The following is a 23,392-nucleotide window of genomic DNA, read 5'->3' on the forward strand; positions in this document are numbered from 1 at the left end:
CCTCTGCCTTGCGTTCGCGTCTCTTCCGCGCGATTCGCTTTGAGTTGTGAAATATATTTCACATGCCGAGATCGCTTTGGCAATGCGCTTTCCCTATCCCTCGGTAGGTTCTCGAAATCGGATGGCGCACGACATGTGCTTCGAGGCGCGTCCGCCAACAGGCGCGCAGATGGACCGGGAAGCGGGATGGTTGATGGACGGAAAGCACAGCAACCGCCCGCGCGCCGGTTGCGATCGCAGTCCCTAGCATTCCAATCCCCGCACATTCTTCAGGAGCCTTTGTCACGATGCGTGTTCTCAGCCTGAAATCCGCAGACGGCCTCGATGCCGTCACGCTCGATACCGTCGCCATGCCCATGCCGGGCCCGGGCGAGGTGCGGGTGGCGCTGAAGGCCGCGTCGCTCAATCACCGCGAACTTTGGATCACGCGCGGCCAGTATCCGGGCATGCAATTGCCAGCGACGCTCGGGTGCGACGGCGCCGGTGTGATCGATGCCGCGGGTGACGGCGTCGATCCGGCGCGTGTCGGCCAGGAAGTCGTGCTCTATCCAGGTCTCGACTGGGGCGATGACGAGCGCTTTCCGGCGGCTGCTTTCGGCCTTCTCGGCATGCCGGGTCCGGGCACCATTGCTGACGCCATCTGCGTGCCGGCAGCGAGCGCGATCGCAAAGCCGAAGCATCTGGACTTCGCAAGCGCCGCTGCCGTTCCACTGGCCGCCCTCACAGCTTGGCGCGGACTTGTGACAAAGGCCGGTCTCAAGGCTGGCGAGAAGCTGCTGGTCACCGGCATCGGTGGCGGTGTCGCCACCTTTGCGTTGAAGTTCGGCGTCGCAATGGGTGCGCAGGTCTTCGTCACGAGCGGCTCGGATGAAACGCTGGCCAAGGCCCGCGAACTCGGCGCCGCAGGCACCATCAACTATCGCGAGGAGAAATGGGCCAAGCCACTGGCGCAGGCGAGCGGAGGCATCGACGTCGTGTTCGATGGCGCTCCAGCCGGCGGCTACAGGAACTACGGCCGCGCCCTCAACATGGGCGCCCGCGTCGTCGTCTATGGCTCCACAGGCGGCCACAGCTTCGAGGTCAACGCCCCCGAACTGTTCCTCAAGAATATCCAGCTGATCGGTACCAATGTCGGCAACCTCGCCGAGTTCGAGGCCATGATGGCGTTCGTCGAGGACAAGGCGATCGAGCCTGTCATTGACTGCAGCTTCGCTCTTTCCGAGGCGAAGGACGCCCTTGCCTATCTCGAGAGCAGTCACGGGTTCGGCAAAGTCGTGATCGACATCGGAGCGAACGGCCAATGAGCGAACTCTTCCGCCTCGATGGCAAGCGGGCGCTCGTCACCGGCGGCGCGCAGGGTCTTGGCCGCATGATTGCAGAAGGTCTGCTGCGCGCTGGCGCACGGGTCGCCATCACCTCGCGCAAGGCAGACATCTGTGCCGCTGCTGCCGCCGATCTGTCGGTACTGGGCGATTGCATCGCGCTGCCCGCTGACCTGTCGACGCCCGAGGCGGCGGTCGAGCTCGTCGCGCGCTATCGCGAGGCTCGCGACGGGATCGACATTCTGGTCAACAATGCCGGCAAGACCTGGGGCGGCGCAATCGACAGCTTTCCGGACAAAGCCTGGCCCGACGTCATGGCGGTCAACGTGCAGACGCCCTTCACGATGGTCCGCGAACTGCTGCCTGAACTTGGCGCCAGCGCAACGCTCGACGATCCCTCGCGCGTCATCAATATCGGCTCGGTCGCGGGCGTGAAGACCGAGCGCCTGCATGCCTACAGCTATGCCGCCAGCAAGGCGGCGATCCACATGGTCAGCCGCGATCTTGCCGGTGACCTCGCCGATCGCAACATCACGGTGAATGCAGTCATCCCGGGCTTCTTCCCGACCAAGATGACCGCCCATTTGCGCGACGAGGACAAGGTCGACCCCGCGCTCCTTTCGCACATTCCGCTGAAGCGGCTTGGCCGGCCAGATGACATCGCCGGGATCATCGTCTTCCTATGTTCGCGCGCGGGCGCCTATGTCACCGGGGCCGAGATACCAGTGGACGGCGGCATCGTCGGATGCGGCTAAGCGTCGAGGACCGGCTGGCCGTCCAGGACGTGGTGATCCTCTATGGGCACCTCCATGACAGCCGCCAGTCGCACCGCATCGCCGACGAGATATTCTGTGCCGATGCGATGATCGATTTCGGTACGGGCCTCGTCAGCGGTCGCGAGGCTATCCGGGCCTTCTTCGGCAGTTTTCAGGGCATCCTCGGGACGTCGCACAATATCTCCAATCTCATCGTGGAGGGTGAAGGCGACCGCGCCCGCTGCCAGAGCCATTGCCTCGCGTGGCACTGGCTCGAGCGGCCCGCCGATGCCAATGGCAAGCCCTCGCTTCACCCCGCCGACACGCTGGCCGTAGGCGGTTATCAGGATGAGCTTCGCCGCGAGCCCGATGGGTGGCGGATCGAGCGCCGCCATATCGTACAGTTTGGCACCGGCCTCGGCGTCGGTGAAATCCCCCCGGCCCTGCGCCCCGTCTTCGAGGGCGCACTCGGCCGACTTCCGGAGTGGCCATGACATCCATCGCGCCTTTCAGCGTTTGCGTGCCAGACGAAGCCATCGACGATCTGCGGGCGCGGCTTGGCCGCACCCGCTGGCCCGGCCGGGAGACGGTGACCGACTGGAGCCAGGGTGTGCCGCTCGCGATCCTGCGCAATCTTTGCGAAGAGTGGCGGACCCGGCATGACTGGCGCCATTGCGAGACCGCGCTGAACGCATGGCCCCAGTTCCGCACCGATATCGACGGGCTCGGCATTCACTTCCTGCATGTTCGCAGTCCCGACCAAAATGCGCTGCCGCTCCTTCTCACCCATGGTTGGCCAGGATCCGTTCTGGAATTTCTTGAGGTGCTTGGGCCGCTGTCGGATCCGGCCGCGCACGGCGCGCCTGGCGCGCAGGCCTTTCATCTCGTCGTCCCGTCGCTCCCGGGCTATGGATTTTCTGATCAGCCTGACGCGACCGGTTGGGGCGTCGAGAGGATAGCCGATGCCTGGATCACGCTGATGCGGCGACTGGGCTATGGGCGGTTCGTCGCGCAGGGTGGAGATTGGGGCGCCGCGGTCACCACCGCGATTGCAATGGCTAGGCCAGCTGAATGCCTCGGCGTCCATCTCAACATGCCGCTGGTCTTTCCGGAGGAGAGCGACTTCGCGGCCCTGACGCCGGCCGAGCAGGCGACCGTCGCGAGCATGCAATTCTATCAGGACCAGGATTCGGGATATGCGAAGCTTCAGGGCACGCGCCCTCAGTCGGTAGGCTATGCGTTGGCTGATTCGCCCGTCGGACAGGCTGCCTGGATCTACGAGAAGCTCCACGCATGGACTGACAATGACGGCAGCCCCGAAAGTGCTGTTCCGCGCGATGCCATCCTCGATCTGATCTCGCTCTACTGGTTCACCAACAGCGCCGCCTCGTCCGGTCGGCTCTATTGGGAGAGTGCTACCGCATTTCGTGGCCAGCGCCTCGAGATTCCCGTCGGCGTCAGCATATTCCCAAAGGAAATCTTTCGCCCTTCGCGTCGGTGGGCCGAACGGAGCTATCCAGAGCTCGTCCACTGGAACGAGCTCGACAAGGGCGGCCACTTCGCTGCGTTCGAGCAGCCGGCGCTGTTTGTCGAAGAGATGCGCACCTGCTTTACCAGGATGGTCTAGCGCGGCCTCGCCGCGATCAGGCCGACGGTGTGTACCGCTATCATGCACAGCACCATTGTCGCGGCGCCGGCCATCCATGTCGCGACCATCGGCCAGCCGGAATTGAGCGCGATCGTGACGGGAGCCGTGGTTGAACCAAGCGTCGCACCATAGGTGAACAAGGGCACGATTAGCAGCCAGAGACGTCGCGTTCCGGCAAGATGGGGCAGGAGCATGTGGAGGGCGCCGGCCAGGACGAAGGCCCCGGTCGCATCGCAGAAGGAAAACCACAGCGGCGAGCCGAACAGGTGAAAGGGCTGGGAACCGTAAAAGGCACTGAGGTTCAGCCACTCGCAGATCGAGACGGCCAGCCAGTCAATGACGACGACGCCTGCGAACAGAGTCCATAAAGTGGTCGACGTGATCCCGCGCTCGAAGCGGCGGGCGAGAAGATAGGCCGTACCACCGAAGAACCAGGCGTAGCCGAGCGGTACGTACCAGGGAATGGTGCGTTCGAACCCGCGGAAGAAGGCAAGCTCGTTCACCGGCGGGTACCAGTAGAGCAAGGTGTTGTCGAAAATCGGTTCGATCACCACCGCCGACAACGCGGTCCCGACAAATACGAACGGGAGCGCCCAGCCCCTTTCCCTTCGCTCTCCACCAATCGCCCACCAGGCGAGGATCGAGGACAGGATCAGAAGCGTGCCGATCAGGAATATCCAGCCGGCTGGCTGTGCCGCTACATGAATGGGCATTGCCGGAATGTGGGAAGCGATTGCCCCTCCCCGGTCTGTCAGGTCTGCCATAGCTCCGCTGTCCCCCCATCCACGACTGTCACCTCGCGCGCCGGAACCGTGGCCCTGAAGCGGATCGCCCCGTCGGCTTCCAACCACAGCTCGGTGCGGATCATGTCTCCGGGGACGACCGGAGCGGTGAACCGCACATTGATCGCCGACAGGCGCCGGGGATCGCCTTGCGCGCAAAGATGGATGATCGCGCGGGCGACTACGCCCAGCGTTCCGAGGCCATGCAAAATGGGTCCGTCGAACCCTCCCTTGCGGGCCGTGCCAGGATCGACGTGCAGCGGATTGCGGTCGCCGGACAGCCGGTAAATTAAGGCCTGCTGGCGACTGGTCGGAAGATCGAGCGCGGCATCAGGCGCCCGGTCGGGCATACTGACCCGCGGCTCCTGTTCGAGCTCGCGCGGACCTCCGAAGCCACCCGCGCCGCGCAGGACCCAGGTCTCCGTCATCTCGGCCACCAACGCCCCGCTGGTCGTCGCCAATGTACGGCTTGATCGCAGCATGACCGGCTTGCCAGGCCCCTTGTCGGCCATTGGTCCGATTTCGGTGCGGCCGATCAAGGTATCCTGAGACGCAAGCGGACGATGGAGCCGGAGCGATTGCTCGCCGTGAAGGATCTGCACCCAGTCGAGCCCAGCCTTGGGGTCCATCGCCCAGAAACCCGGCGTCCCCAGCACGAGCGCCATGGTCGGCAATGCGACCAGGTCCCGCTCGAAGACCAGGTTGAGCTCGTCGACCGTGTCCGAGAGGCCTGCCCCAACACCAAGAGCGTAGAGGATCGTATCGCGGGCATCATAGGTTTCGCGGCACTCTGGCACGCGGTAACCGCGCAGGCGTTCGACATCGAGAATGGACATCAGTTGAACTTGCGCTCGTCGAGACCCAGGCCACGGCCGATGATCTCGCGCATGATCTCGCTCGTGCCGGCGAAGATGCGGCTGATCCGGGCATCGGTGTACATCCGGCTGATGCGATACTCGTCCATATAGCCGGCCCCGCCGTGCAGCTGCACGCACTCGTCCATCACCCGCCCCTCGAGTTCGCTCGCCAGCAACTTGGCCGACGATGCGTCCTCCGCGGTCAGCTCTCCGGCGTTGAGGAGGAGGACCGACTGGTCGACATAGGTCTGGATGGCATCGAGTTCGGCGCGCATCGAGGCCATCTTGAAGCGGTTGTTCTGGAACGCCCCGATCGGCTTTCCGAACGCCCTGCGCTCCTTCACATAATCGAGTGTAAGATCGAACGCTGTCTGCGCAGTCGCCATGAAGCCGATCGCCGCGACGAGGCGCTCCTGGGCGAGGAAGCGGGCGAGATATTTGAAACCTTGCGCCGGATCACCCAGGACATTGGCCTTGGGGACCTTCACGTCATTGAAGAAGAGTTCCGCCGTGTCCTGGGATTTCAGGCCCATCTTGTCGAGTTTCCGACCGCGCTCGAAGCCCTCCATTCCGCGCTCGACGAGAAACAGTCCGAGACCATGACGGGAATTGGGATCCGTCCGCGCGGCCACGACGATCACGTCGCCTAGGATACCATTGGAGATGTAGGTCTTTGCTCCATTCAGCAGCCAGTGATCGCCCTTGTCCTCGGCGCGCGTCTTCATCCCCGCGAGGTCGCTCCCGGTTGACGGTTCGGTCATCGCCACCGCGAGGATCGTCGCGCCGCTGACGATCCCCGGCATCAGCCGGTCCTTCTGCTCCTCATTGCCGAGTTTCGCGATGTATGGAGCGACGAGATCATTGTGCAGGTTGATGTAGAAGCCGATGTCGCCATGGCGCATATTCTCTTCGATGATGATCTGCTCGAAGCGGAAATCTTCAATCCCGGCGCCGCCATATTTCTCGTCGGCCCAGGTGCAGAGCAGGCCCTGTTCCCCGGCTTTGAGATAAATTTCGCGGTCGACCACGCCTTCGTGGCGCCATCGGTCGACATGCGGCGCGACTTCGGCCTGCATGAAACGGCGGACCGAATCCCGGAACTGCTCGTGCTCGGGCTCGAAGATCAGGCGGCGCATGCGGGCTCCGGTGCTGCAGGTACAGGCTCGGACGCGTCTGCGTAGAAGGGGACGCCGCTTGCTGCCTTGTCGCGAAGCCACGCCGATGGCGCAAAGCGAGGACCATAAGCCTGGGCAAGTCGATCGGCCTCGCGCACGAAACGTTCGAGCCCGACTGTGTCGATGTAGCTGATCGTCCCGCCCGTCCAGGCAGGGAAGCCCCAACCATAAAGCGCACCAAGGTCCGCGTCTTCGGGGGTCTCCAGAACGCCCTCCTCGAGACAGCGGGCGGTTTCCATCGCCTGCGCATAGAGGAAGCGCGTCTTCAGTTCCTCGACGTCATAGTCGGACCGGACGGGAAAATGCTCAGCGAGCCCCTTCCAGAGATGCTTCTTGCCACCCTCGGGATAGTCGTAGAAGCCGCCACCGGACTTGCGGCCACTGCGGCCGAGCTGGTCGCGCATCTTGCGCAGTGTCGGCACCCCAGCGGGCGGCAGATATCTGTCGCCTTCTTCGGCGATCGCCTGGTCGACGATCTTGAGCGGAAGGTCGAATGTTAGTTCATCGAGCAATGCAAGCGGACCCACCGGCATTCCGATCGCCTTGGCCGCATTCTCGATGACGGCCGGCGGCACGCCCTCCTCGAGCATGGCCCCGCCTTCGTGGATGAGCGTCTGGAATACGCGGCTGGTATAGAAGCCGCGGCTGTCGTTGACGACGATCGGCGTCTTGCGCAGCTGGGCGATATAATCGAGTGCCCTAGCGAGCGTTTCCTGGCTGGTCTGCTTGCCCATGATCACCTCGACGAGACCCATGCGGTCCACTGGCGAGAAGAAATGGATGCCGATGAACTGGTCCGGCCGTCCGGAGGCCTGCGCCAGCTGCGAGATCGGCAAGGTCGACGTGTTCGATGCAAAGACCGCGCTCGACGGGATCACAGCCTCGGCCCTCGCCGTTGTTTCCGCCTTTATCGCGGTGTCCTCGAACACGGCCTCGACAATGAGGTCACACCCCTCGAGGAGCGCAAAGTCATCAGTGGGCGTGATCCGCGCGAGCAGCGCGTCCGCCTTTTCCTGATCGAGCTTGCCCTTTTCGATGAGCTTGGCCTGGACCTTTTGCGAATAGGCCTTGCCATGCTCGGCCGTCTGCACGTCCCGGTCCAGCAGGATCACTTCGATCCCGGCATTGGCCGAGACGTAGGCGATGCCGGCTCCCATCATGCCGGCGCCAAGCACGCCGACTTTCTTCACCTCCGACTTCGGCACACCCGCGGGACGGCGCGCGCCTTTCTCGGCCGCTTGCTTGCTGATGAACGTCGTGCGGATGATGTTACGCGCGACCGGATCGGTCAGCAGCTTTGCAAAATATTTGCTTTCGATCGACAGGGCCTTGTCGAACGGCAGCTGCGAACCTTCGAAGATCGTCGACAGGATGGCGAGCGGGGCCGGCAAATTATAGCCCGATTTGCCGGCGATCGCGCCAGCGCCCATCATATAGGCCATGCTGTCCTCGGGAACAGTCATGCCGCGCTTCTGCGGTGGCACGGCGCCTTTCACGTCCCAAGGCTTGACCGGATCCGGTGCCGTACCGAGCCAGGCACGGGCACGGTCGATCGCGTCGGCGGCGGGCACCACTTCGTCGACGATGCCGAGTTTCAGCGCCTCGGCCGGCGCCACCGATCGACCCGACAGCAGAAGATCCGAGGCCACCTTCACGCCCGCGATGCGCAATAGACGCTGGGTACCGCCCGAACCGGGCAATAATCCGACGGTCACTTCGGGAAGCCCGACGACCGCCTTGGCGTCATCGACGAGAATGCGGTGGTGGCAGGCCAAGGCGAGCTCGAACCCGCCGCCGAGCGCCAGGCCGTTGATCACCGCCACCCAGGGCTTGCCCGACTGCTCCATCGCCCGGTGCATGGCGGTCGCACGCTGCGAGAAGGCGAAAGCCTCCTTCACCGACAGCCGGCCGTAGCCCCGGACGAGCTGCTTGAGGTCGGCGCCGGCCATGAATGCCTTCTTGGCCGACGTCAGGATGACGCCCTTGACGCTCGCGTCCTCGCGGAGAAGCTTCGTTGCCTCTTCCATGTCGGCGATAAAGGCGTCGGAGACGACGTTCATCGACTCGTCGGCATTGTCGAGGGTCAGCGTGGCGTAGCCGTCGGTGGCCTTTTCGATTTTCAGATGTCGCATGATGTTCCCGCTCTTGCGAAAGGAGGCGCTCAGACGCGCTCGATGATGGCAGCGGTGCCGAGGCCGTTGGCCGCGCACAGGGTGATGAGGCCGGTGTTGAGATCGCGCCGCTCGAGTTCGTCGAGGACAGTTCCCATGATCATGGCACCAGTCGCGCCCAGCGGATGCCCCATCGCGATGGCACCCCCATTCACGTTGATCTTGTCGTGCGGGATATCCATCGCCCGCATGTATCTGAGGACCACGCTCGCGAAGGCTTCGTTGAGCTCGTAGAGATCGATATCATCCTTGCCCATGCCGGCCGTCCGCAATGCCTTTTCCGAAACGGCAGCCGGCGCGGTCAGCATGATGGTCGGCTCCGACCCGATATTTGCATAAGCGCGAATACGGGCGCGCGGCTTGAGACCGGCCTTTTCGCCGAACGCCTTCGAGCCGACCAGGACCAGTCCTGCACCATCGACGATTCCAGAACTGTTGCCGCCATGGTGCACGTAGCGGAGCTCCTCGATCTCGGGGTAGCGCGCCTTTGCCACGGCTTCGAATCCGGCCTTGCCGAAGCCCTCGAACGCCGCTTTCAGGGACGCTAGGCTCTCCATCGTCGTGCCGGGCCGCATATGCTCGTCATGGTCGAGCAGCACTTCGCCGATACGGTCCTTCACAGGCACGATCGCGCCCTTGAAGCGCCCCTCCTGCCAGCTCTCGGCGGCGCGGCGCTGACTCTCGAGCGCATAGGCATCGACATCCTCGCGACTATAGCCATCGAGCGTCGCGATCATGTCTGCACCAATCCCCTGCGGCGCATAATGGTTGGTGAAGGCAATCTGGGGATCGGACGTCCAGGCGCCGCTGTCATAACCCATGACGGTGCGGCTCATCGATTCGACGCCGCCGCCAAGACCCGCCTGGATCATCCCGGCATGGACCTGGGCGGCGATCAGGTTCACGGCATCAAGACCGGTTGCGCAGAAGCGGTGGATCTGTTGGCCGCCGACTGTCTCGGCATAGCCAGCCTGCAGCACGGCGGCACGCGCGAGCACGCCTCCCTGCTCGCCAACCGGTTGCGCCATGCCAATAATGACGTCGTCAAGCAGCGCTGTATCGAGCGCGTTGCGGTCCCTGACGGCCGTCAGCAACTGGGTTGCCATTTCGACCGACGTGACTTCGTGAAGCGCGCCATCGGGCCGGCCTTTGCCACGCGGCGTGCGAACATGATCGTAGATATAGGCTTCCATGCGGGCGGTCCTGCGCTTTGATCGGATGGGCTCTCGATACTCCCATCAAATTCGCCGCCGCTCTTCGCACCTATCCAACGAAAGGCGCACGCAGACGGTGTCGCTGCGATCCCCGATTCAACGAACTGTTGTATGGAGCGGACCTACGGTGGGCATGAGGGGCGAGAATTACGCCGGCATTCGGATCGACGCCACGACGCTCGGCGATCTTTTGCTAAAGGCCTGGGACCGATTTCCTCGCAAGGAAGCACTGGTCTTCCCGGGTGAGCGCAAGACCTATGACGAGGTCGTGAATAGCGTGCTGCACCGCGCACGGGGTCTTCATGCGCTGGGCGTGAAGCCCGGAGACCATATCGGGATCCTGCTTCCCTCCAGCATCGAATTCGTCGAGACCCTGTTCGCCTCGGCCATCTGTGGCGCGGTCTCGGTGCTGATGAATGCGCGCTTCAAGGCGCCGGAAATGGCCTATGTCGCGGAAAATGCCGACCTCGTCGCCATCGTGACCAACGACCTCGTCTCGGAGCATGTCGATTTTGCCAGCCGGCTCTACGAGGCGTTTCCTGACCTTGCGGGATCCTCCGATCCGCAGGCCCTCGCCCTCGCCAACGCACCCGAGCTCAGGCGCATCATCCAGTTCGGGGGCAGCAAGGTCCCGGGCTTCGTCGACCAGCGCACTTTCGACGCAGCGGCGGCGACAATATCCGAAGACCAAATCCATCGTATCCGGCTCGGTGTCCGTGTCCGCGATACCGCGATGATCCTCTACACGTCGGGCACTTCCGCCCACCCCAAGGGCTGCCTGCTCAGCCATGAAGCCTTTGTCCGCGAAGCCGGAAATCTCGCCCGCAATCGCTGGGCCTTCACCGAGGACGAACGCGCCTGGTCTCCACTGCCCCTGTTCCATGTCGCAGCGATGCTGGCGATGCTGGGCGCGGTCGATGTCGGCGGGACCTTCATCGGCCAGCCGCACTTCGACGCCGGCGAGAGCCTGCGCCAGATCGCCGACGAGCGCGTGACGATGATGTTCCTGCCCTTCGTTACCTTCCACCAGGCGATGATCGCCCATCCCGACTGGGCGCGGACCGACATGAGTTCGGTGCGCCTCCAGAACAGCTGTTTTGCGTTCATGCCGGACCGAGTCGGCCAGGCCTATCGCGACAAGGCGCCGGGGATGCTTCAGGTTGGCACCTTCGGCATGACCGAGGCGAGCGGCATCGTCACGACCGGTGGCTATACTATGGACCCTGAAATGGGCTTCACCCGGCTCGGCTTTCCGCTTGCCGGCATCGAGGTGCGTGTCGTCGACCTCGAGACAGGTATCGACCTTCCGCTCGGCGAGCGTGGCGAAGTGCTGATCCGCGGCTACAATCTCTTCGACGGCTACTACAAGGACCCGGTCAAGACCGCCGAGGCACTCGATCCGGAGGGTTGGTATCATAGTGGTGACATCGGCTCGCTCGACGAGGCCGGCCACCTCATGTTCCATGGCCGCTTCAAGGACATGCTCAAGGTCGGCGGCGAGAATGTCGCGGCCGCCGAGGTCGAGGCGGTGCTCGCCACCCATCCCGCCGTCCGGCTCGCCCAGGTCATCGGCCTGCCCGACGAGCGGCTCGCCGAGATCCCGGCGGCCTTCATCGAGCCAAGCGGCGAGGCCGAGGCCGATCCCGAAGAGCTGATCGCCTATACGAAGGCAAGGCTCGCCTCGTTCAAGGTGCCGCGCCATATCCGCTTCATCGACGAGTGGCCAATGTCGGCGTCCAAGATACAGAAGTTCAAGCTGCGCACGCAGCTCATGAACGAGCTCGGCCTGTCGGACTGAGCCGGAACATATGGAGAAGGCAATGCGTGTCGTGATTACCGGGGCTGCGAGCGGCATTGGACGTGCCTGCGCCGAGCTTCTGGCCGCAGGAGCGGCCTTGCCGGGCGACCATCAACTGCTCCTTGCCGACCGCGACGCCGCCAATCTGGACGTGGTCGCGCGCCAGATAGGCCCCAGGGCGGCAGCCATGGTTGCCGACCTTGCCGAGCCCGATTGCGGAGAGCGCATCATCGATGCAGCCATTGGCCATATGGGCGGGATCGACGCGGTGATCAGCAATGCCGGAATCATCATGGGCGGCGCGCTGGCCGAACTCGAGCTTGCGGATTTCGACCGGATTTTCGCCATCAACACGCGCGCGAGCTGGCTCCTTGCCAAGGCCGCTTATCCCCATCTGAAAGCCAGCAGGGGCACCTATGTCGCTACCGCGTCGATGTCGGCGACCCAGCCGACGCCGGCGCTCGGATTCTATTCGGCGAGCAAGGCCGCGCTCCTGATGATGGTCCGACAGATGTGCATCGAATGGGGGCCGGACGGGATTCGCTGCAACACGGTGTCACCCGGCCCGACCTACACGCCGATGACCGCTGCCGGCTATGCGGACCCGGCGCGGCGCGACCAGCGCGAGGCGAGCATTCCGCTTAGGAAGCTCGGCATGGCCGAGGACGTCGCCAACGCCATCCTGTTCCTTATCTCTCCCGCGGCGAGCCATGTCAGCGGCATCGACGTTCTCGTCGATGGCGGGATGAGCAACATGTTGATGCCGGCAAGCGGTGGCGGCACCGGGCAACAGGCCAGCCGATGAATGGTTCAGTCCAGCCCGCCCGCCCCAAGCGCGCGCAGGCCGGCCTGTTGCGGTGCCGGCACCGCGTCACTGCTCCCACCTTCCCGGTCGATCAGGATCCGGGCGGTCGCCATGAGATGCTCCTCGAGCAGCGCCACCGCTCGGTCCGCATCGCGCGCGAGAACGGCCTTCACGAGTTCGTCATGTTCCCGCGTCACGTCACGCTGGACCCGCGCGAGCGGCACCGTCAGGTAGCGGTAGCGCTCGGACTGGGCATAAAGCCAGTCACGCATGCGCCGCAGCCAGATGCTGTCGCACGCCGCGACGAGCGCTTGGTGGAAGGCCGAATGGGCGACGGCATAATCATCGTTCAATCGCTTTGCGTCGACTTCCGCATAAACGGGGGTACGGGCCAGACGATGAGCGGCACTGACGATTGCCGACTCCCAGTCGAGGCCGCCTTTCTCGATCGCCCGCCGCAGGCATTGCCCCTCGATCTGGCTGCGCACGCCGATGAGGTCGATCATGTCTGCGATCGAGATCGGCGTGGCACGGAAGCCGCGACTGTCATCGGTCGAGACGAAACCTTCCGAAGTGAGTCGAGCCAGGGCCTCCCGAACGGCACCGAGGCTGAAGCCAAGATCATCGGCCACTTCCTTGATGTTGATACGATCACCTGGCGCCAGGCGGCAGGTGAGGAGATCGTCGCGCAGACGCTGATAGGCGCGCTCGGTGAGGCTGATTTTTCGATTCATCGTCGAAATTCTACCCAATCGTCTAAAACCTGCAACGACCCTTATAATCGATTCTGCATATCGAAATATATTTCGCTTGACCGCAGGCGCGTGCTTGCGCAGGTCGAGGCGACAAACAGGAGACATTGAAATGCGCTTGGGCAAAGTTTCTCGGGATGGCACCGTCGGCCTGGCCGTGCAGAGCGGCGATGAGATCAAGGTCGTCTTCGGCGAACCGGCACTCAGCGATCTCGACGCGATCGTCGCGCGCGGCGCCTCCGCACTGGCGGAGGCCGGACAGGCCGTCCTCGCCCGGGGCGAGGTCGTGAACGAAGCCGGGCTGACCTTCCTTCCGCCGCTGGTTCGCGCGCCCAAGGTGATCTGCCTTGGTCTCAACTATAACGACCATGCGGCCGAGAGCGGCCTGGCCGTGCCGGAGTTCCCGACGCTTTTTGGCCGGTTCAATTCCAGCCTGATCGGCCATGGCGCCCCGATCATCAAGCCGCCCGTGTCAGACCAGCTCGATTATGAGGGCGAACTGGTCGCAATCCTCGGCTCCGGCGGCAAGGACATCGCCAAGGACGAGGCGCTTAGCCATGTAGTCGCCTATTCGGTGTTCAATGATGGCTCGATCCGCGACTATCAGCTCAAGACGCCGCAGTGGACGGCCGGCAAGAATTTCGACGACACGGGCGCCTTCGGCCCGTGGATTGTGACGGCCGACGAGCTTCCGGCGGGCGCCGCTGGCCTCAAGATCGAGACCAGGCTGAACGGCCAGACTGTCCAGAGCGCCACGACGACCGACATGGTGTTTGACGTGGCGACGACGATCGCCCTCCTTTCGACCTTCCTGACGCTCGAACCTGGCGACGTGCTCGTCATGGGCACGCCGTCGGGCGTTGGCGTCGCGCGCAAGCCGCAGCTGTTCATGAAGGACGGCGATGTCTGCGAGGTCGAGATCGAGCGCGTGGGGCTGCTGCGCAATCCGATCAAGGCGGCCTGAACGGAGGCGGCCCGGAACGGCGGGCCGCATCTGACTTGGAGGAGGTGAAGATGACCGGCACGTGCGGGCGCAGGCCCAACATCCTCGGTGTCCATTCGATCGACCATTTCGCGATCCATGTCCCCGATATCGAGGAAGCGCGGAAATTCTACTCGTTGTTCGGGCTAGACGTCCGGGATCGCGGGCAGAACATCGAGCTGTTCGCAAAGGACGGGACGCATCGCTGGGCCGTGATCAGCCAGGCACCCGGCCCCAAGCGCCTCGAATATCTCAGCTTCGGAATCTTCGCCGATGAGGCTGACGCCTTTCGTTCACACCTCGAGACCCAGGGCGTCCGCTTCATCGATCCGCCCGGCGACACCGATGCCGATGGCCTGTGGTTCGAGGGTTTTGACGGTCTGCCGATCAATGTTCGCGTCGCCGACAAGGTCTCGCCCGACGAAAAGAGCCGCTTCGGATTTGTGAGCTCGCCTCCTGGCCAGTCGGGCGCGATCCCCAATTCGAAGGCACCCCGGGTTTACCCTCGCCGCCTGTCCCACTTCGCCATCTTCACCACGGATGTGGGCGCCGCGATCGAATATTATGAGCGGACGCTCGGACTTCGGCTGTCTGACCGTGGCGGGCCCGCGGTCGCCTTCCTGCACGGCGTCCATGGCAGCGATCATCACCTGCTGGCACTCGTGTTGTCCGACCGTCGCGGGATGCATCATGCCAGCTGGGATGTCGGCTCGGTCACCGAAGTCGGACTGGGCGGCGCAACGATGGCGCGTGCGGGCTATGCGCGCGGCTGGGGCCTCGGCCAGCACGTGCTTGGTGCCAACTATTTCTATTATGTTCGCGACCCCTGGGGCAGCTACTGCGAATATTCGGCAGACATCGACTATATTCCTGCCGATTGCGATTGGACGGCCAGCGACCACCCCCCTGAGGACAGCATGTTCCTGTGGGGTCCTGACCCGGCACCGGAATTCATCGAGAATTGGGAACCCAAGGAGAGCGCCTCGTGACGACCTTCGTACTTCTGCACGGCGGCGGCATGGGCGGCTGGACCTGGAAATACGTCCGCGAGCTCCTGGAAGCGAAGGGACATCGCGTCGTGACGCCCACCTTCACCGGCTTTGGCGAGCGCGCCCATCTGATCGGCCGGGGCGTCGGTAATGCGACGAATGTCACCGATATCGTCAACGTCCTTCAATATGAGGACATCAAGGACGCCGTTCTTGTCGCGCACAGCTATGCCGGGACGGTTGTGCCCGGCATTCTGGACCAGGCCGGCGACCGGATCGCCAGCATCGTCTATCTCGACGCGATCGTGCCGCATTCAGGCGAGCGCATCGCGTCGCTCATGGGCTATATGCCCGAGGATCAGGTCGTCGCTCTCGACGCCATGCTTGACCGGGGCGAAGGCCCGATCGGATCCGGTGTCGATGCCATGCAACGGGCCGCGGCCAAGGATCATCCCCACATGATGGAACCGGCCCGGGAAAAATGGTTGCTCGACAATCTCTCCGACCAGCCGATGCGTGTTACCGCCTGCGCCATTCCGGTCGGCGCCGAGACGATCAAGCGGCCCGTCGACTATATCGCGGCCGAACATACGGTGATGACCGCCATGCATGACCGCGCCCGCGCGCTCGGCTGGACGGTCCACAATCATCCGGGCGACCATGCACTCCTGGTCGGCGACCCAGAGGGTACGGTCGAACTCATCCTCCAGATCACGGATTCCAGGCAATGAATGTCGCCGAGCTCTTTTCCGTCCGCGACCGCGTCGCCTTGGTCACGGGTGCGACGAGTGGCATCGGCCGCCACATTGCCACCGGCCTCGCTGCGGCTGGCGCCAAGGTCTATATCTGTGCGCGCACCGAATCCAAATTGCTGAAGGCGGCCGAGGAAATTGCTGCCGAAACGGGCGGGACCGTGGTCGGTCTCGTTGCCGACCTGTCCACCATGGATGGCATCAAGGCGATCGCTGCCGAAATCACCTCGCGCGAACGCGCGCTCCACATCCTCGTCAACAATGCCGGCACGCTGGTCGACGCACCTCTCGACGACTATCCCGAAGAAGGTTGGGATCAGGTCATCGATCTCAACCTCAAGACGCCCTTCTTCGCGATGCAGAAGTTCCTGCCGCTGCTGCGCGCCGGTGCCACGCCCGAGCGTCCCGCCAGCGTCATCAACATCGGCTCGGTCGGTGCGCTCAAGATCGGTCCCCGCGAAGTCTATGCCTATCAGGCGTCCAAGGGCGCGATCCACTGGATGGTGAAGTCGCTGGCCAAGAAACTCGGACCCGATAACATCACGGTCAATGCCATTGCGCCGGGCTTCTTCGAGTCGGAGATGACGGTGATCCATTCCGAGGAAATGCGGCAGATGGTCGTGTCGATGGTGCCGCGCCGCCGCGTGGGTGCGCCCGAAGATGTGGCCGCTGCGGCAATCTACCTCGCATCGCCGGCCGGCGCCTATGTCACCGGCTCGGTTCTGCCGGTCGAGGGCGGCCTCGCCATCTAGCAGCCTATAGTTCGATAGGTTGCGAGGAAGGCGAAGTCTGAGAGGCTCTGGTCACAATAGCAGAACGCAGGACCATCATGGATTTCTCGCTGACCGAAGAACAGCTGGCCTTTCGCGACACGGTGCGCCGCTGGGTCGATGCCGAATGTCCGAAGGACTGGATGCGCCAGCTCGAGGCTGATGAGGAAAACTACCCGATCGAGCTCTGGAACAAGCTCGCCGAACAGGGCTTTTTCGGCATCGGAATCGACGAGGAGGATGGCGGCCTCGGCGGCGATATTGTCATGCAGATGATCTTCGCGCGCGAGCTCGCCCGGACCGCGGGCGGACTCCTCTGGGTCTGGGGCCTGACATCCTTTGCCGGTGCCAAGTCGATCGGCCTCTATGGAACTCCCGAGCAGAAAGAGCGCTGGCTGCGCCCGATGGCCGAAGGCAAGCTGCGGGTCTCTATCAGCATGACCGAACCCGATGGCGGGACCGACGTGCTCGGCGCGATGAAGACTCATGCCGTGAAGGTCGATGGCGGCTGGAAGCTCAATGGCGCCAAGATGTGGACCACCGCCGCCAAGGTCGCAGACCGGTTGCTGGTGCTCGCGCGGACCGACAAGGATGTCGAGAAGCGGCATCAGGGGCTCACGCTCTTCTTCGTCGACGGCAAGTCGCCGGGCGTGAAGGCCTCGCTCCTTCCCAAGCTCGGCATGCGCGCGATGGGATCCTGCGAAGTCCTCTACGAGGATGTGTTCGTTCCCGACGAGGACGTCCTCGGCGAGCCCGGCAAGGCCTGGTACATGATGCTCCCGACGCTCAACAATGAGCGGATCATGGTCGGTGCCCAGTGCCTCGGCGCGATTGATGGCGTTCTCGAGGACGCCGTCGAATATATGCTTCAGCGCAAGGCCTTCGGTGGGATCATCGGTCGCTTCCAGGTTCTCCAGCATTATGTCGCCGACATCGCCACCTGGCAGAAGACGACCGAGCTTCTCCTCTACAATGTCGCCTGGATGCAGGCGCAGGGAATGAATTGCGGCGTCGAGGCGAACATGCTCAAGATGGTCGCCACCGAAAATGCGGTGAAGGCCGCCGACCTTGGCATCCAGATCATGGGCGGAATGGGCTATTCAGCCGAGACCGACATGCAGCGCTACTGGCGCGATCACCGCATTCTCCGGATGACCCCGATCACGAACGAAATGGTCCGCAACAGCATCGCCGAGAGCCTCGGCTTGCCGCGATCCTATTGAACTGGTCTTGTCCCATGACTGATACCGACACGCTCCCGCCCGCCCCCGATGTTGCCGGCACGTCGCTCGACGGCACCAGGGTGTTCACGATTTCGGCCGAGGAGAATGCAGCCTTGTGTCGCTCGACGGGTGTCGAACCGGCCGCCGACGGCAGCGCACATCCGATCTATTATTACATCGCCACGCAGGTCGCGATGGGCAAGACGGTCGCGGGTGTCTGCGACACGTGCGAGTTCGACGTCGAGGAAGGCCCGATGATGGGCTCCAGCGGCGTCAGGTTCGACGCACCGCTCAAGGTCAGCGAAAGCTACAAGGTGACCGGTGAGATCCTGTCGCTCGTCCGCAAGCGCAGCCGCAAGCTCGGTGTGATGGACGTGCTGACCTATCGCCTGCGCCTTCACACGCTCGATGGCGCGAAGGTGCTCGAAACCGACAATGTCTGGGTGCTGCCGCGAAAGGAGCTCGCATGATGCACTATGCCGTCGGAGACGCCCTACCGCCGTTCGTTATTGAAAGCGTCAGCCCCGAGGCCATGAAGGCCTGGGCGGTGTTCCTCGCCGATCCCAACCCGATCCATCTCGATGTCGAGGTCGTCAAAGCCAAGGGCCTCGGGGACCGGGTGATCAACCAGGGTCCGATCAACGTCGCTTACATGATGAACATGCTCGCGGCCGCCTTTCCCGGCGGCAGGATCGAAAGCATGGACTCACGCTTTCTGGACAATGTTTTCGGTGGCGACCGGGTCGTCGCGAGCGGGACGATCACGGCGGTGGAAGACGGTCGTGTCGCCTGTGAATTCACCTTGGCCGCCGACGGCCGGGGCCCGGTCAATTCCGGCACCGCCACTATCGCAATCTGAATTCGAAGGAGAGAGTAAATGCCCAGCGGTCCATTCGCCCATGTCTGCATGGTGGTTCGGGATCTCGACAAGGCGATCGAGGACTGGACCAAGATCCTCAAGGTCCTCGACCCCGCCTCGCTCGAAAAGCCGATCGTGCGCTACGACGAATTCTCGAGCGGTTCCGATGCCGGCATGAAGTGGGCGACCTTCGTCAACGAGCATTCGACCGAGATCCAGTTCATCCAGCCCGCTCCCGGCACGCCGATGGGCGATCGCCTCGAAAAGGTGGGCGAGCACGTCCATCATCTCTGCTTCACGACCGACGATGTGCCGGCCGCGATGGAGAAACTGAAGGCCGAAGGCTTGCATCTGCCCGGCGACGGCCAGACCTACAATGATCCCGACATGACCTGGCAAAAGTGGAGCTGGGTCGGCGCCAAGAGCACGCATGGCTGCCTGATCGAAGTCGCCTCGCCTTACGAGAGCCATGACGACGGCAAGTGGCATCACGCACCGGGCAAGTTCGCCTATCAGGGCCCCGCTTCCGCCGCGGCCGAATAAGCGGTGTAGCCCGGCAGATGACAGCGAAAAGGCTGACCCTACCGGGCGACGGACTGGAGCTTGCCGCGGACGCCTTCGGCGATCCCGCGGCACCTCCCGTGCTGTTCTTCCATGGCGGCGGCCAGAGTCGCCGTTCGTGGACCGGCTCGGCCCGCAAGGTCGGCCATGCCGGCTATTATGGCGTGACGATCGACCTTCGCGGCCATGGAGAAAGCATGTGGGCGCCTGATGGCGACTATCTGCTCGAGGCCTTTGGCCGCGACGTCGAGGCTCTGCTTGCCTATTTCGACCGGCCCGTCACCCTGGTCGGCGCATCGCGCGGCGGCCAATCGGCGCTGGTAGGAGGGTCACGCCATCCCGACCGGGTGACCCTCACCATGCTGGCCGACGTCGCGCCGATGATAGATGATGAAGGCGTCGACGACATAAGGGGTTTTTTCCGTGCAAGCGAAGCGGGGTTCGCGTCGCTCGACGAGGCCGCCGATGCCCTCCACCATCATCTTGGCCAGCCAAGGGCGCAAAATGTATCCGGACTGGCCAAGGCCATGCGCCGGCAGGCCGAACGCTGGTTCTGGCGATGGGACCCGAAGACCACGGCCGCCGAATTTCTCCACCCTCCCTCTGAAGGCGAGGCACTGATCGATGCGGCGAAGCGCATCACGACCCCGGTCGTGCTCGTGAAGGCCGAACTCAGCAATATTGTCACGCCCGCAAGCGTCGCCGCGTTCCGCCGCTTCACACCTCAACTCGAGGTCGTCGAGGCGCATGGCGTGGGCCACATGTTCACCGGCGACCGCAACGACGCGTTCGCCGAAACGCTGCTCACCTATTTGTCGCGCTACCGGCCGGTGACCGCATGAACCGAGGCAGCGCCTTCGTGGTTGGCGGGTCCGGCGGGCTGGGCGCCGCGATCTGCCGCACTTTGGCCAGCGAGTGGGCCGGCGTTGCCATCGGCTATCGGTCCGGTCGGGCGAAAGCGGATGCCCTCGCCGCGGATATCGGACCAGGCGCCCTGCCCGTCCATTGCGACCTGGCAGACGCCGCCAGCGTATCCGCCGCCATCGCGCGGGCCGCATCGCATTTCGGCGAGATTGGCACGCTCGTCTTTGCAAGCGGTGTCGAGATCGCTCAGCCCTTCGTCAGCAAGATCACCGAGCCCGACTGGCGCGAGGTGATCGAGACCGAACTCATCGGTTTCACCCGCATTGTCAGTGCCGCCCTCCCCCTGTTCCGTCGTCAGGGCCATGGTAATTTCGTCGCCGTGGTCTCGGTCGCGACTTATTGCTTCCCTCCGGGTGATGCCCTCTCGGCGGTTCCCAAGGCCGCGATCGAAGTGCTCGGACGTGCGATCGCCAAGGAAGAGGGGCGCTACAATATCCGCGCCAACATGGTAGCCCCCGGCATCATTGATGCAGGCCTGGGCGCGGCTTTCCTGAAGGATCTTTATTCGCCCGAAATCTGGGAGACGCAGCGCAAGCGGATAGCGCTCCAGCGCTTCGGCGAGGGCGGCGACATTGCCGACGCAGTCGCCTTCCTTGCATCGGGGAAGGCGCGCTACATCACCGGTCAGACAATCATCGTCGACGGCGGTTTCAGCCTCTGAAAAAAAGAAGGGCTGCACCCCCCCGGTACAGCCCCTCTTCCGTCCGCTTCGACCCGCGGCGGTGCGGGACGGGGCCTGGCCCCATCCCGCATCCTCGATCATTTGTAGGGATCGACCGGCTGCGGCGCCTCGATGACGCCGACGTCGATCAGCATCGAGTAGACGTCGGAGATCGAATAAATGTGATCGATCTTGCCGTTGCGGAACTTGAGCCACGAAAACCAGACGACATTGAGATCGTTGCCCGTCGGCTGGATACCCATATAGGGGCCACCGGTATGCTTGCCATGGTGATGGCAGAGAACGCAGATCTCGTCGTCGCCGCGGCCCCAGGCCTTGAGCGTACGATAGACGCTGGGCGGGAAGGTCTTGAGCAGGCCCTGCGGCGAGGTCTTCCAGACGTGATAGGTGCCGAGGTCCGGACGGTTCGGATTGTCATAGGTCATCGTGTCGGTGTTGAAGAAGGCATCCATGCCGTCCCAATCGCCGCGGTTGATGACCTCGTGCAGGTCCATCCAATGCTCGACCATCTTAGCCTGCACCGGCGTCAGTCCGGCCGTGATTTCAGCGCGCTTCTCCTTTGACAGGACGAAATCGGCTTCAGTGAAAGCGGGAAGGCCTCCCATCATAATCTCCTTAGGATCGGGTCCGAACGCAGCGGCTTCCCGGTTACTTGAAGGTGGTGACGGCCCGGGGGTTACCGGCCGGTCGCTTTCCTTTTCATCATCCCTCGCATGCCCGGCACCTACCTTTGGAAAGGCCCGGCCTTGCTCGAGACGCTGCAGGAAGGAGGCATAAGAAGAGGCGAGGAAACCACAAGATGGCATTGACGCTGCAGGAAATGTCCGATCGGTTCGAAATCCAGGACCTGATTGTCGACTATTGCTACGCGGTGGACAATCGCGCCTTCGACGCGCTGGATGCGATCTTTACCCCCGACGCCGTGATCGATTATTCGGAGATGGTCGGGGTCAAGGGCGGGCTCCCGGAGATCAAGGCCTTCCTCACCGAGAGCCTTGGGGCAGTGCGGGCGTTCCAGCACGCCGTCTCGACGACGCAATACCGGATCGACGGCGACACGGCGACCACGCGGACTGCGGTCTACAATCCTATGGTGCTGGACGAGGACGGAACCGAACGCGTGATGGTGTTCGGCCTCTGGTATCATCATGATTATGTCCGTACCGCGCAGGGCTGGCGCATCTCACGGCTCTACGAACAGCCCTGCTATTCGGAGAATGTGCCCGACTGGGTGAAGGACCTGACCCGCTGAGCCCGGCCAGATGGTGATGGACCATCCCGTGACCGGCGAGGGAATCACGCCGGACTATCTCAACAGGCTCTTCAGCTGGACGGGCCAGCCCGCGCGCGTCGCCGCCGTCCGGCTTGCCGCTGCCAAGACCTATGGCGACGAGATGGTATCGACGGCGGGGCGGGCGATAGTCGAAGTCGACTATCTGCCCGGAGCGCCGGAAAATCTGCCACGTCGGATCGTCGTCAAGCTCGCGCGTGGCGTCGACGACATCATGGGCCCCTTCTACCGGAATGAAGTTGCATTCTACGGCCGGTTGCGGCGGGAACTGACCATCGAGGCCCCCGCAGCCCTCGCTGCTCATTATAATCCGGTCAGCCATCGTCTCGGGCTGGTGCTGGAAGATCTGACGGCGCGCGGCGCAACATTTCCAAATGTTCTGCAACCGATCTCGATTGCGCAATTGCGCGGGCTGCTGGACACGCTTGCAATCCTCCACGCCCGCTATTGGAACAGCCCGCGCTTTTCATCGGATCTCGCATGGGTGGAAACTCATCTCGAGGGCGGTGTCGCCGACCTGATGAACAATCTCGCGCCAGCCTATATCCAGCACGAAATCGACAGCCAGCGCTTCAAGTCGGAACTGGTCGGCATGCTCGGCACGACGGGCGATCAACTGCTCGCGGGCGTGCAGGCCGTGCAGCGTCACCAGGCAAACCTGTCGCAGACGTTGCTCCATGGCGACACGCATCTCGGCAATACCTATCTGCTTCCAGGCAACCGGGGTGGCTTGCTCGACTGGCAGTTGATGGTGCGCGGCCATCCCATGCACGACGTGAGCTATCTGATCACGACCGCGCTCCCGATCGCCGAAAGGCGTCGGCATGAGCGCGCCTTGCTGGAACATTATCTCGACAGGCTCGTGGCGGCGGGCGTGAGCAGCGCGCCTTCCTTCGAGGACATGTTCCGCGAATTCCGCCGTGCCCTGGTGTGGGGCGTCTATATCGGCTGGCTGACCACGCCGATCGTCAATTACGGCTGGGAAATCAACGTGATCAATCATCTGCGCCTGACCACGGCCTATGTCGATCACGACACGGCAGGACTGGTGGACGAAGTGCGCTGAGTTTCATTTGGGGG

25 protein-coding genes are annotated in these 23,392 nt (G+C 63.5%); 18 read left to right on the forward strand and 7 right to left on the reverse strand.

The window, feature by feature from the left end:
• The first annotated feature begins 287 nt into the window (after positions 1-287).
• The 4 genes from ACFB49_RS11935 to ACFB49_RS11950 are packed head-to-tail and all read left to right on the forward strand — an operon-like array spanning position 288 to position 3,704.
• Positions 288-1,304: a zinc-binding dehydrogenase gene (locus ACFB49_RS11935; RefSeq protein WP_380879703.1), complete on the forward strand. Its 1,017-nt coding sequence runs from the start codon at positions 288-290 to the stop codon at positions 1,302-1,304.
• A complete protein-coding gene (locus tag ACFB49_RS11940; RefSeq protein WP_010124943.1) occupies positions 1,301-2,077 on the forward strand; it encodes an SDR family oxidoreductase in 777 nt (258 codons plus the stop codon). Before ACFB49_RS11935 ends, ACFB49_RS11940 begins: the two co-directional genes overlap by 4 nt.
• Positions 2,068-2,571 carry a nuclear transport factor 2 family protein gene (locus tag ACFB49_RS11945; RefSeq protein ID WP_380879705.1) on the forward strand — a complete coding sequence of 168 codons (504 nt, stop codon included), beginning with the start codon at positions 2,068-2,070 and terminating at the stop codon, positions 2,569-2,571. The genes ACFB49_RS11940 and ACFB49_RS11945 overlap by 10 nt, the downstream gene beginning before the upstream one ends.
• The gene (locus ACFB49_RS11950; RefSeq protein WP_380879707.1) at positions 2,568-3,704 is read left to right on the forward strand and encodes an epoxide hydrolase family protein; all 1,137 of its coding nucleotides are present in this window, start codon (positions 2,568-2,570) and stop codon (positions 3,702-3,704) included. The genes ACFB49_RS11945 and ACFB49_RS11950 overlap by 4 nt, the downstream gene beginning before the upstream one ends.
• Here ACFB49_RS11950 and ACFB49_RS11955 read toward each other — a convergent pair.
• The 5 genes from ACFB49_RS11955 to ACFB49_RS11975 are packed head-to-tail and all read right to left on the reverse strand — an operon-like array spanning position 3,701 to position 9,903.
• Positions 3,701-4,438 (reverse strand): hypothetical protein, encoded by a 738-nt coding sequence (locus ACFB49_RS11955; RefSeq protein ID WP_380879709.1) that lies wholly within the window; start codon positions 4,436-4,438, stop codon positions 3,701-3,703. The two genes, ACFB49_RS11950 and ACFB49_RS11955, sit on opposite strands and share 4 nt — an antisense overlap.
• Positions 4,439-4,476: 38 nt before the next feature.
• Entirely contained in the window at positions 4,477-5,343 is an 867-nt protein-coding gene (locus ACFB49_RS11960) for a MaoC/PaaZ C-terminal domain-containing protein (protein ID WP_380879711.1), read from the reverse strand.
• Entirely contained in the window at positions 5,343-6,500 is a 1,158-nt protein-coding gene (locus ACFB49_RS11965; RefSeq protein ID WP_380879713.1) for an acyl-CoA dehydrogenase family protein, read from the reverse strand. The genes ACFB49_RS11960 and ACFB49_RS11965 overlap by 1 nt, the downstream gene beginning before the upstream one ends.
• Positions 6,488-8,671, reverse strand: coding sequence for a 3-hydroxyacyl-CoA dehydrogenase NAD-binding domain-containing protein (locus ACFB49_RS11970; protein ID WP_380879714.1), 2,184 nt, complete (start codon positions 8,669-8,671; stop codon positions 6,488-6,490). Before ACFB49_RS11970 ends, ACFB49_RS11965 begins: the two co-directional genes overlap by 13 nt.
• Positions 8,672-8,700: 29 nt before the next feature.
• Positions 8,701-9,903 carry an acetyl-CoA C-acetyltransferase gene (locus tag ACFB49_RS11975; RefSeq protein ID WP_380879716.1) on the reverse strand — a complete coding sequence of 401 codons (1,203 nt, stop codon included), beginning with the start codon at positions 9,901-9,903 and terminating at the stop codon, positions 8,701-8,703.
• 154 nt (positions 9,904-10,057) lie between these two features.
• Here ACFB49_RS11975 and ACFB49_RS11980 point away from each other — a divergent pair, with 154 nt between their 5' ends.
• Together ACFB49_RS11980 and ACFB49_RS11985 are read left to right on the forward strand one after the other, a co-directional pair.
• The gene (locus ACFB49_RS11980; protein ID WP_380879948.1) at positions 10,058-11,722 is read left to right on the forward strand and encodes a class I adenylate-forming enzyme family protein; all 1,665 of its coding nucleotides are present in this window, start codon (positions 10,058-10,060) and stop codon (positions 11,720-11,722) included.
• Positions 11,723-11,744: 22 nt separating this feature from the next.
• On the forward strand, positions 11,745-12,527 hold the full coding sequence (locus tag ACFB49_RS11985; protein ID WP_380879718.1) for an SDR family NAD(P)-dependent oxidoreductase: 783 nt from the start codon (positions 11,745-11,747) through the stop codon (positions 12,525-12,527).
• 5 nt (positions 12,528-12,532) lie between these two features.
• On the opposite strand, the gene ACFB49_RS11990 is transcribed toward ACFB49_RS11985, so the two are convergent.
• The gene (locus ACFB49_RS11990; RefSeq protein ID WP_380879720.1) at positions 12,533-13,405 is read right to left on the reverse strand and encodes a GntR family transcriptional regulator; all 873 of its coding nucleotides are present in this window, start codon (positions 13,403-13,405) and stop codon (positions 12,533-12,535) included.
• Between ACFB49_RS11990 and ACFB49_RS11995 the strand changes: the two genes are divergently transcribed.
• The 10 genes from ACFB49_RS11995 to ACFB49_RS12040 all read left to right on the forward strand — a co-directional run bounded on the left by ACFB49_RS11995 (position 13,392) and on the right by ACFB49_RS12040 (position 21,000).
• Complete coding sequence (locus ACFB49_RS11995) at positions 13,392-14,243, forward strand: fumarylacetoacetate hydrolase family protein (RefSeq protein WP_380879722.1); 852 nt, start codon at positions 13,392-13,394, stop codon at positions 14,241-14,243. The genes ACFB49_RS11990 and ACFB49_RS11995 overlap by 14 nt on opposite strands.
• A gap of 50 nt (positions 14,244-14,293) precedes the next feature.
• Positions 14,294-15,250: a VOC family protein gene (locus ACFB49_RS12000; protein WP_380879724.1), complete on the forward strand. Its 957-nt coding sequence runs from the start codon at positions 14,294-14,296 to the stop codon at positions 15,248-15,250.
• Positions 15,247-15,981, forward strand: a complete 735-nt coding sequence (locus ACFB49_RS12005) for an alpha/beta fold hydrolase (protein ID WP_380879726.1) — start codon at positions 15,247-15,249, stop codon at positions 15,979-15,981. The genes ACFB49_RS12000 and ACFB49_RS12005 overlap by 4 nt, the downstream gene beginning before the upstream one ends.
• Positions 15,978-16,754, forward strand: a complete 777-nt coding sequence (locus tag ACFB49_RS12010) for an SDR family oxidoreductase (protein WP_380879728.1) — start codon at positions 15,978-15,980, stop codon at positions 16,752-16,754. The genes ACFB49_RS12005 and ACFB49_RS12010 overlap by 4 nt, the downstream gene beginning before the upstream one ends.
• A 77-nt stretch (positions 16,755-16,831) precedes the next feature.
• Positions 16,832-17,995, forward strand: coding sequence for an acyl-CoA dehydrogenase family protein (locus tag ACFB49_RS12015; RefSeq protein ID WP_010124924.1), 1,164 nt, complete (start codon positions 16,832-16,834; stop codon positions 17,993-17,995).
• A 14-nt stretch (positions 17,996-18,009) separates the two neighbouring features.
• Positions 18,010-18,465, forward strand: coding sequence for a hypothetical protein (locus ACFB49_RS12020; RefSeq protein WP_380879730.1), 456 nt, complete (start codon positions 18,010-18,012; stop codon positions 18,463-18,465).
• Positions 18,465-18,854 carry a MaoC family dehydratase gene (locus ACFB49_RS12025; RefSeq protein ID WP_380879732.1) on the forward strand — a complete coding sequence of 130 codons (390 nt, stop codon included), beginning with the start codon at positions 18,465-18,467 and terminating at the stop codon, positions 18,852-18,854. Before ACFB49_RS12020 ends, ACFB49_RS12025 begins: the two co-directional genes overlap by 1 nt.
• Positions 18,855-18,872: 18 nt before the next feature.
• Positions 18,873-19,397 (forward strand): VOC family protein, encoded by a 525-nt coding sequence (locus ACFB49_RS12030; RefSeq protein WP_010124921.1) that lies wholly within the window; start codon positions 18,873-18,875, stop codon positions 19,395-19,397.
• 17 nt (positions 19,398-19,414) lie between these two features.
• Positions 19,415-20,257, forward strand: a complete 843-nt coding sequence (locus ACFB49_RS12035) for an alpha/beta fold hydrolase (protein WP_380879735.1) — start codon at positions 19,415-19,417, stop codon at positions 20,255-20,257.
• Entirely contained in the window at positions 20,254-21,000 is a 747-nt protein-coding gene (locus ACFB49_RS12040) for an SDR family NAD(P)-dependent oxidoreductase (protein WP_380879737.1), read from the forward strand. Before ACFB49_RS12035 ends, ACFB49_RS12040 begins: the two co-directional genes overlap by 4 nt.
• Positions 21,001-21,098: 98 nt before the next feature.
• Here ACFB49_RS12040 and ACFB49_RS12045 read toward each other — a convergent pair whose 3' ends face one another.
• Positions 21,099-21,626: an ester cyclase gene (locus tag ACFB49_RS12045; protein ID WP_010124918.1), complete on the reverse strand. Its 528-nt coding sequence runs from the start codon at positions 21,624-21,626 to the stop codon at positions 21,099-21,101.
• A 194-nt stretch (positions 21,627-21,820) separates the two neighbouring features.
• Between ACFB49_RS12045 and ACFB49_RS12050 the strand changes: the two genes are divergently transcribed.
• Positions 21,821-22,273, forward strand: coding sequence for a nuclear transport factor 2 family protein (locus ACFB49_RS12050; protein ID WP_380879739.1), 453 nt, complete (start codon positions 21,821-21,823; stop codon positions 22,271-22,273).
• A 16-nt stretch (positions 22,274-22,289) separates the two neighbouring features.
• Positions 22,290-23,378 carry a phosphotransferase gene (locus tag ACFB49_RS12055; protein ID WP_380879741.1) on the forward strand — a complete coding sequence of 363 codons (1,089 nt, stop codon included), beginning with the start codon at positions 22,290-22,292 and terminating at the stop codon, positions 23,376-23,378.
• Positions 23,379-23,392 lie beyond the last annotated feature (14 nt).

This window comes from Sphingomonas sp. DBB INV C78, from assembly GCF_042693015.1.
In the GTDB taxonomy this organism is placed as follows: domain Bacteria; phylum Pseudomonadota; class Alphaproteobacteria; order Sphingomonadales; family Sphingomonadaceae; genus Sphingomonas_E.

What these genes read in the sequence shown, in the direction of transcription:
- ACFB49_RS12045 (WP_010124918.1), bottom strand. Translation starts at nt 21,626, where the DNA reads ATGGGAGGCCTTCCCGCTTTCACTGAAGCCGATTTCGTCCTGTCAAAG.
- ACFB49_RS12015 (WP_010124924.1), top strand. Translation starts at nt 16,832, where the DNA reads ATGGATTTCTCGCTGACCGAAGAACAGCTGGCCTTTCGCGACACGGTG.
- ACFB49_RS11985 (WP_380879718.1), top strand. Translation starts at nt 11,745, where the DNA reads ATGCGTGTCGTGATTACCGGGGCTGCGAGCGGCATTGGACGTGCCTGC.
- ACFB49_RS11935 (WP_380879703.1), top strand. Translation starts at nt 288, where the DNA reads ATGCGTGTTCTCAGCCTGAAATCCGCAGACGGCCTCGATGCCGTCACG.
- ACFB49_RS11980 (WP_380879948.1), top strand. Translation starts at nt 10,058, where the DNA reads ATGAGGGGCGAGAATTACGCCGGCATTCGGATCGACGCCACGACGCTC.
- ACFB49_RS12000 (WP_380879724.1), top strand. Translation starts at nt 14,294, where the DNA reads ATGACCGGCACGTGCGGGCGCAGGCCCAACATCCTCGGTGTCCATTCG.
- ACFB49_RS11945 (WP_380879705.1), top strand. Translation starts at nt 2,068, where the DNA reads ATGCGGCTAAGCGTCGAGGACCGGCTGGCCGTCCAGGACGTGGTGATC.
- ACFB49_RS12030 (WP_010124921.1), top strand. Translation starts at nt 18,873, where the DNA reads ATGCCCAGCGGTCCATTCGCCCATGTCTGCATGGTGGTTCGGGATCTC.
- ACFB49_RS12055 (WP_380879741.1), top strand. Translation starts at nt 22,290, where the DNA reads ATGGACCATCCCGTGACCGGCGAGGGAATCACGCCGGACTATCTCAAC.
- ACFB49_RS12040 (WP_380879737.1), top strand. Translation starts at nt 20,254, where the DNA reads ATGAACCGAGGCAGCGCCTTCGTGGTTGGCGGGTCCGGCGGGCTGGGC.
- ACFB49_RS11955 (WP_380879709.1), bottom strand. Translation starts at nt 4,438, where the DNA reads ATGCCCATTCATGTAGCGGCACAGCCAGCCGGCTGGATATTCCTGATC.
- ACFB49_RS11970 (WP_380879714.1), bottom strand. Translation starts at nt 8,671, where the DNA reads ATGCGACATCTGAAAATCGAAAAGGCCACCGACGGCTACGCCACGCTG.
- ACFB49_RS11975 (WP_380879716.1), bottom strand. Translation starts at nt 9,903, where the DNA reads ATGGAAGCCTATATCTACGATCATGTTCGCACGCCGCGTGGCAAAGGC.
- ACFB49_RS12010 (WP_380879728.1), top strand. Translation starts at nt 15,978, where the DNA reads ATGAATGTCGCCGAGCTCTTTTCCGTCCGCGACCGCGTCGCCTTGGTC.
- ACFB49_RS11995 (WP_380879722.1), top strand. Translation starts at nt 13,392, where the DNA reads ATGCGCTTGGGCAAAGTTTCTCGGGATGGCACCGTCGGCCTGGCCGTG.
- ACFB49_RS12020 (WP_380879730.1), top strand. Translation starts at nt 18,010, where the DNA reads ATGACTGATACCGACACGCTCCCGCCCGCCCCCGATGTTGCCGGCACG.
- ACFB49_RS11965 (WP_380879713.1), bottom strand. Translation starts at nt 6,500, where the DNA reads ATGCGCCGCCTGATCTTCGAGCCCGAGCACGAGCAGTTCCGGGATTCG.
- ACFB49_RS11940 (WP_010124943.1), top strand. Translation starts at nt 1,301, where the DNA reads ATGAGCGAACTCTTCCGCCTCGATGGCAAGCGGGCGCTCGTCACCGGC.
- ACFB49_RS12050 (WP_380879739.1), top strand. Translation starts at nt 21,821, where the DNA reads ATGGCATTGACGCTGCAGGAAATGTCCGATCGGTTCGAAATCCAGGAC.
- ACFB49_RS11960 (WP_380879711.1), bottom strand. Translation starts at nt 5,343, where the DNA reads ATGTCCATTCTCGATGTCGAACGCCTGCGCGGTTACCGCGTGCCAGAG.
- ACFB49_RS12025 (WP_380879732.1), top strand. Translation starts at nt 18,465, where the DNA reads ATGCACTATGCCGTCGGAGACGCCCTACCGCCGTTCGTTATTGAAAGC.
- ACFB49_RS12035 (WP_380879735.1), top strand. Translation starts at nt 19,415, where the DNA reads ATGACAGCGAAAAGGCTGACCCTACCGGGCGACGGACTGGAGCTTGCC.
- ACFB49_RS11950 (WP_380879707.1), top strand. Translation starts at nt 2,568, where the DNA reads ATGACATCCATCGCGCCTTTCAGCGTTTGCGTGCCAGACGAAGCCATC.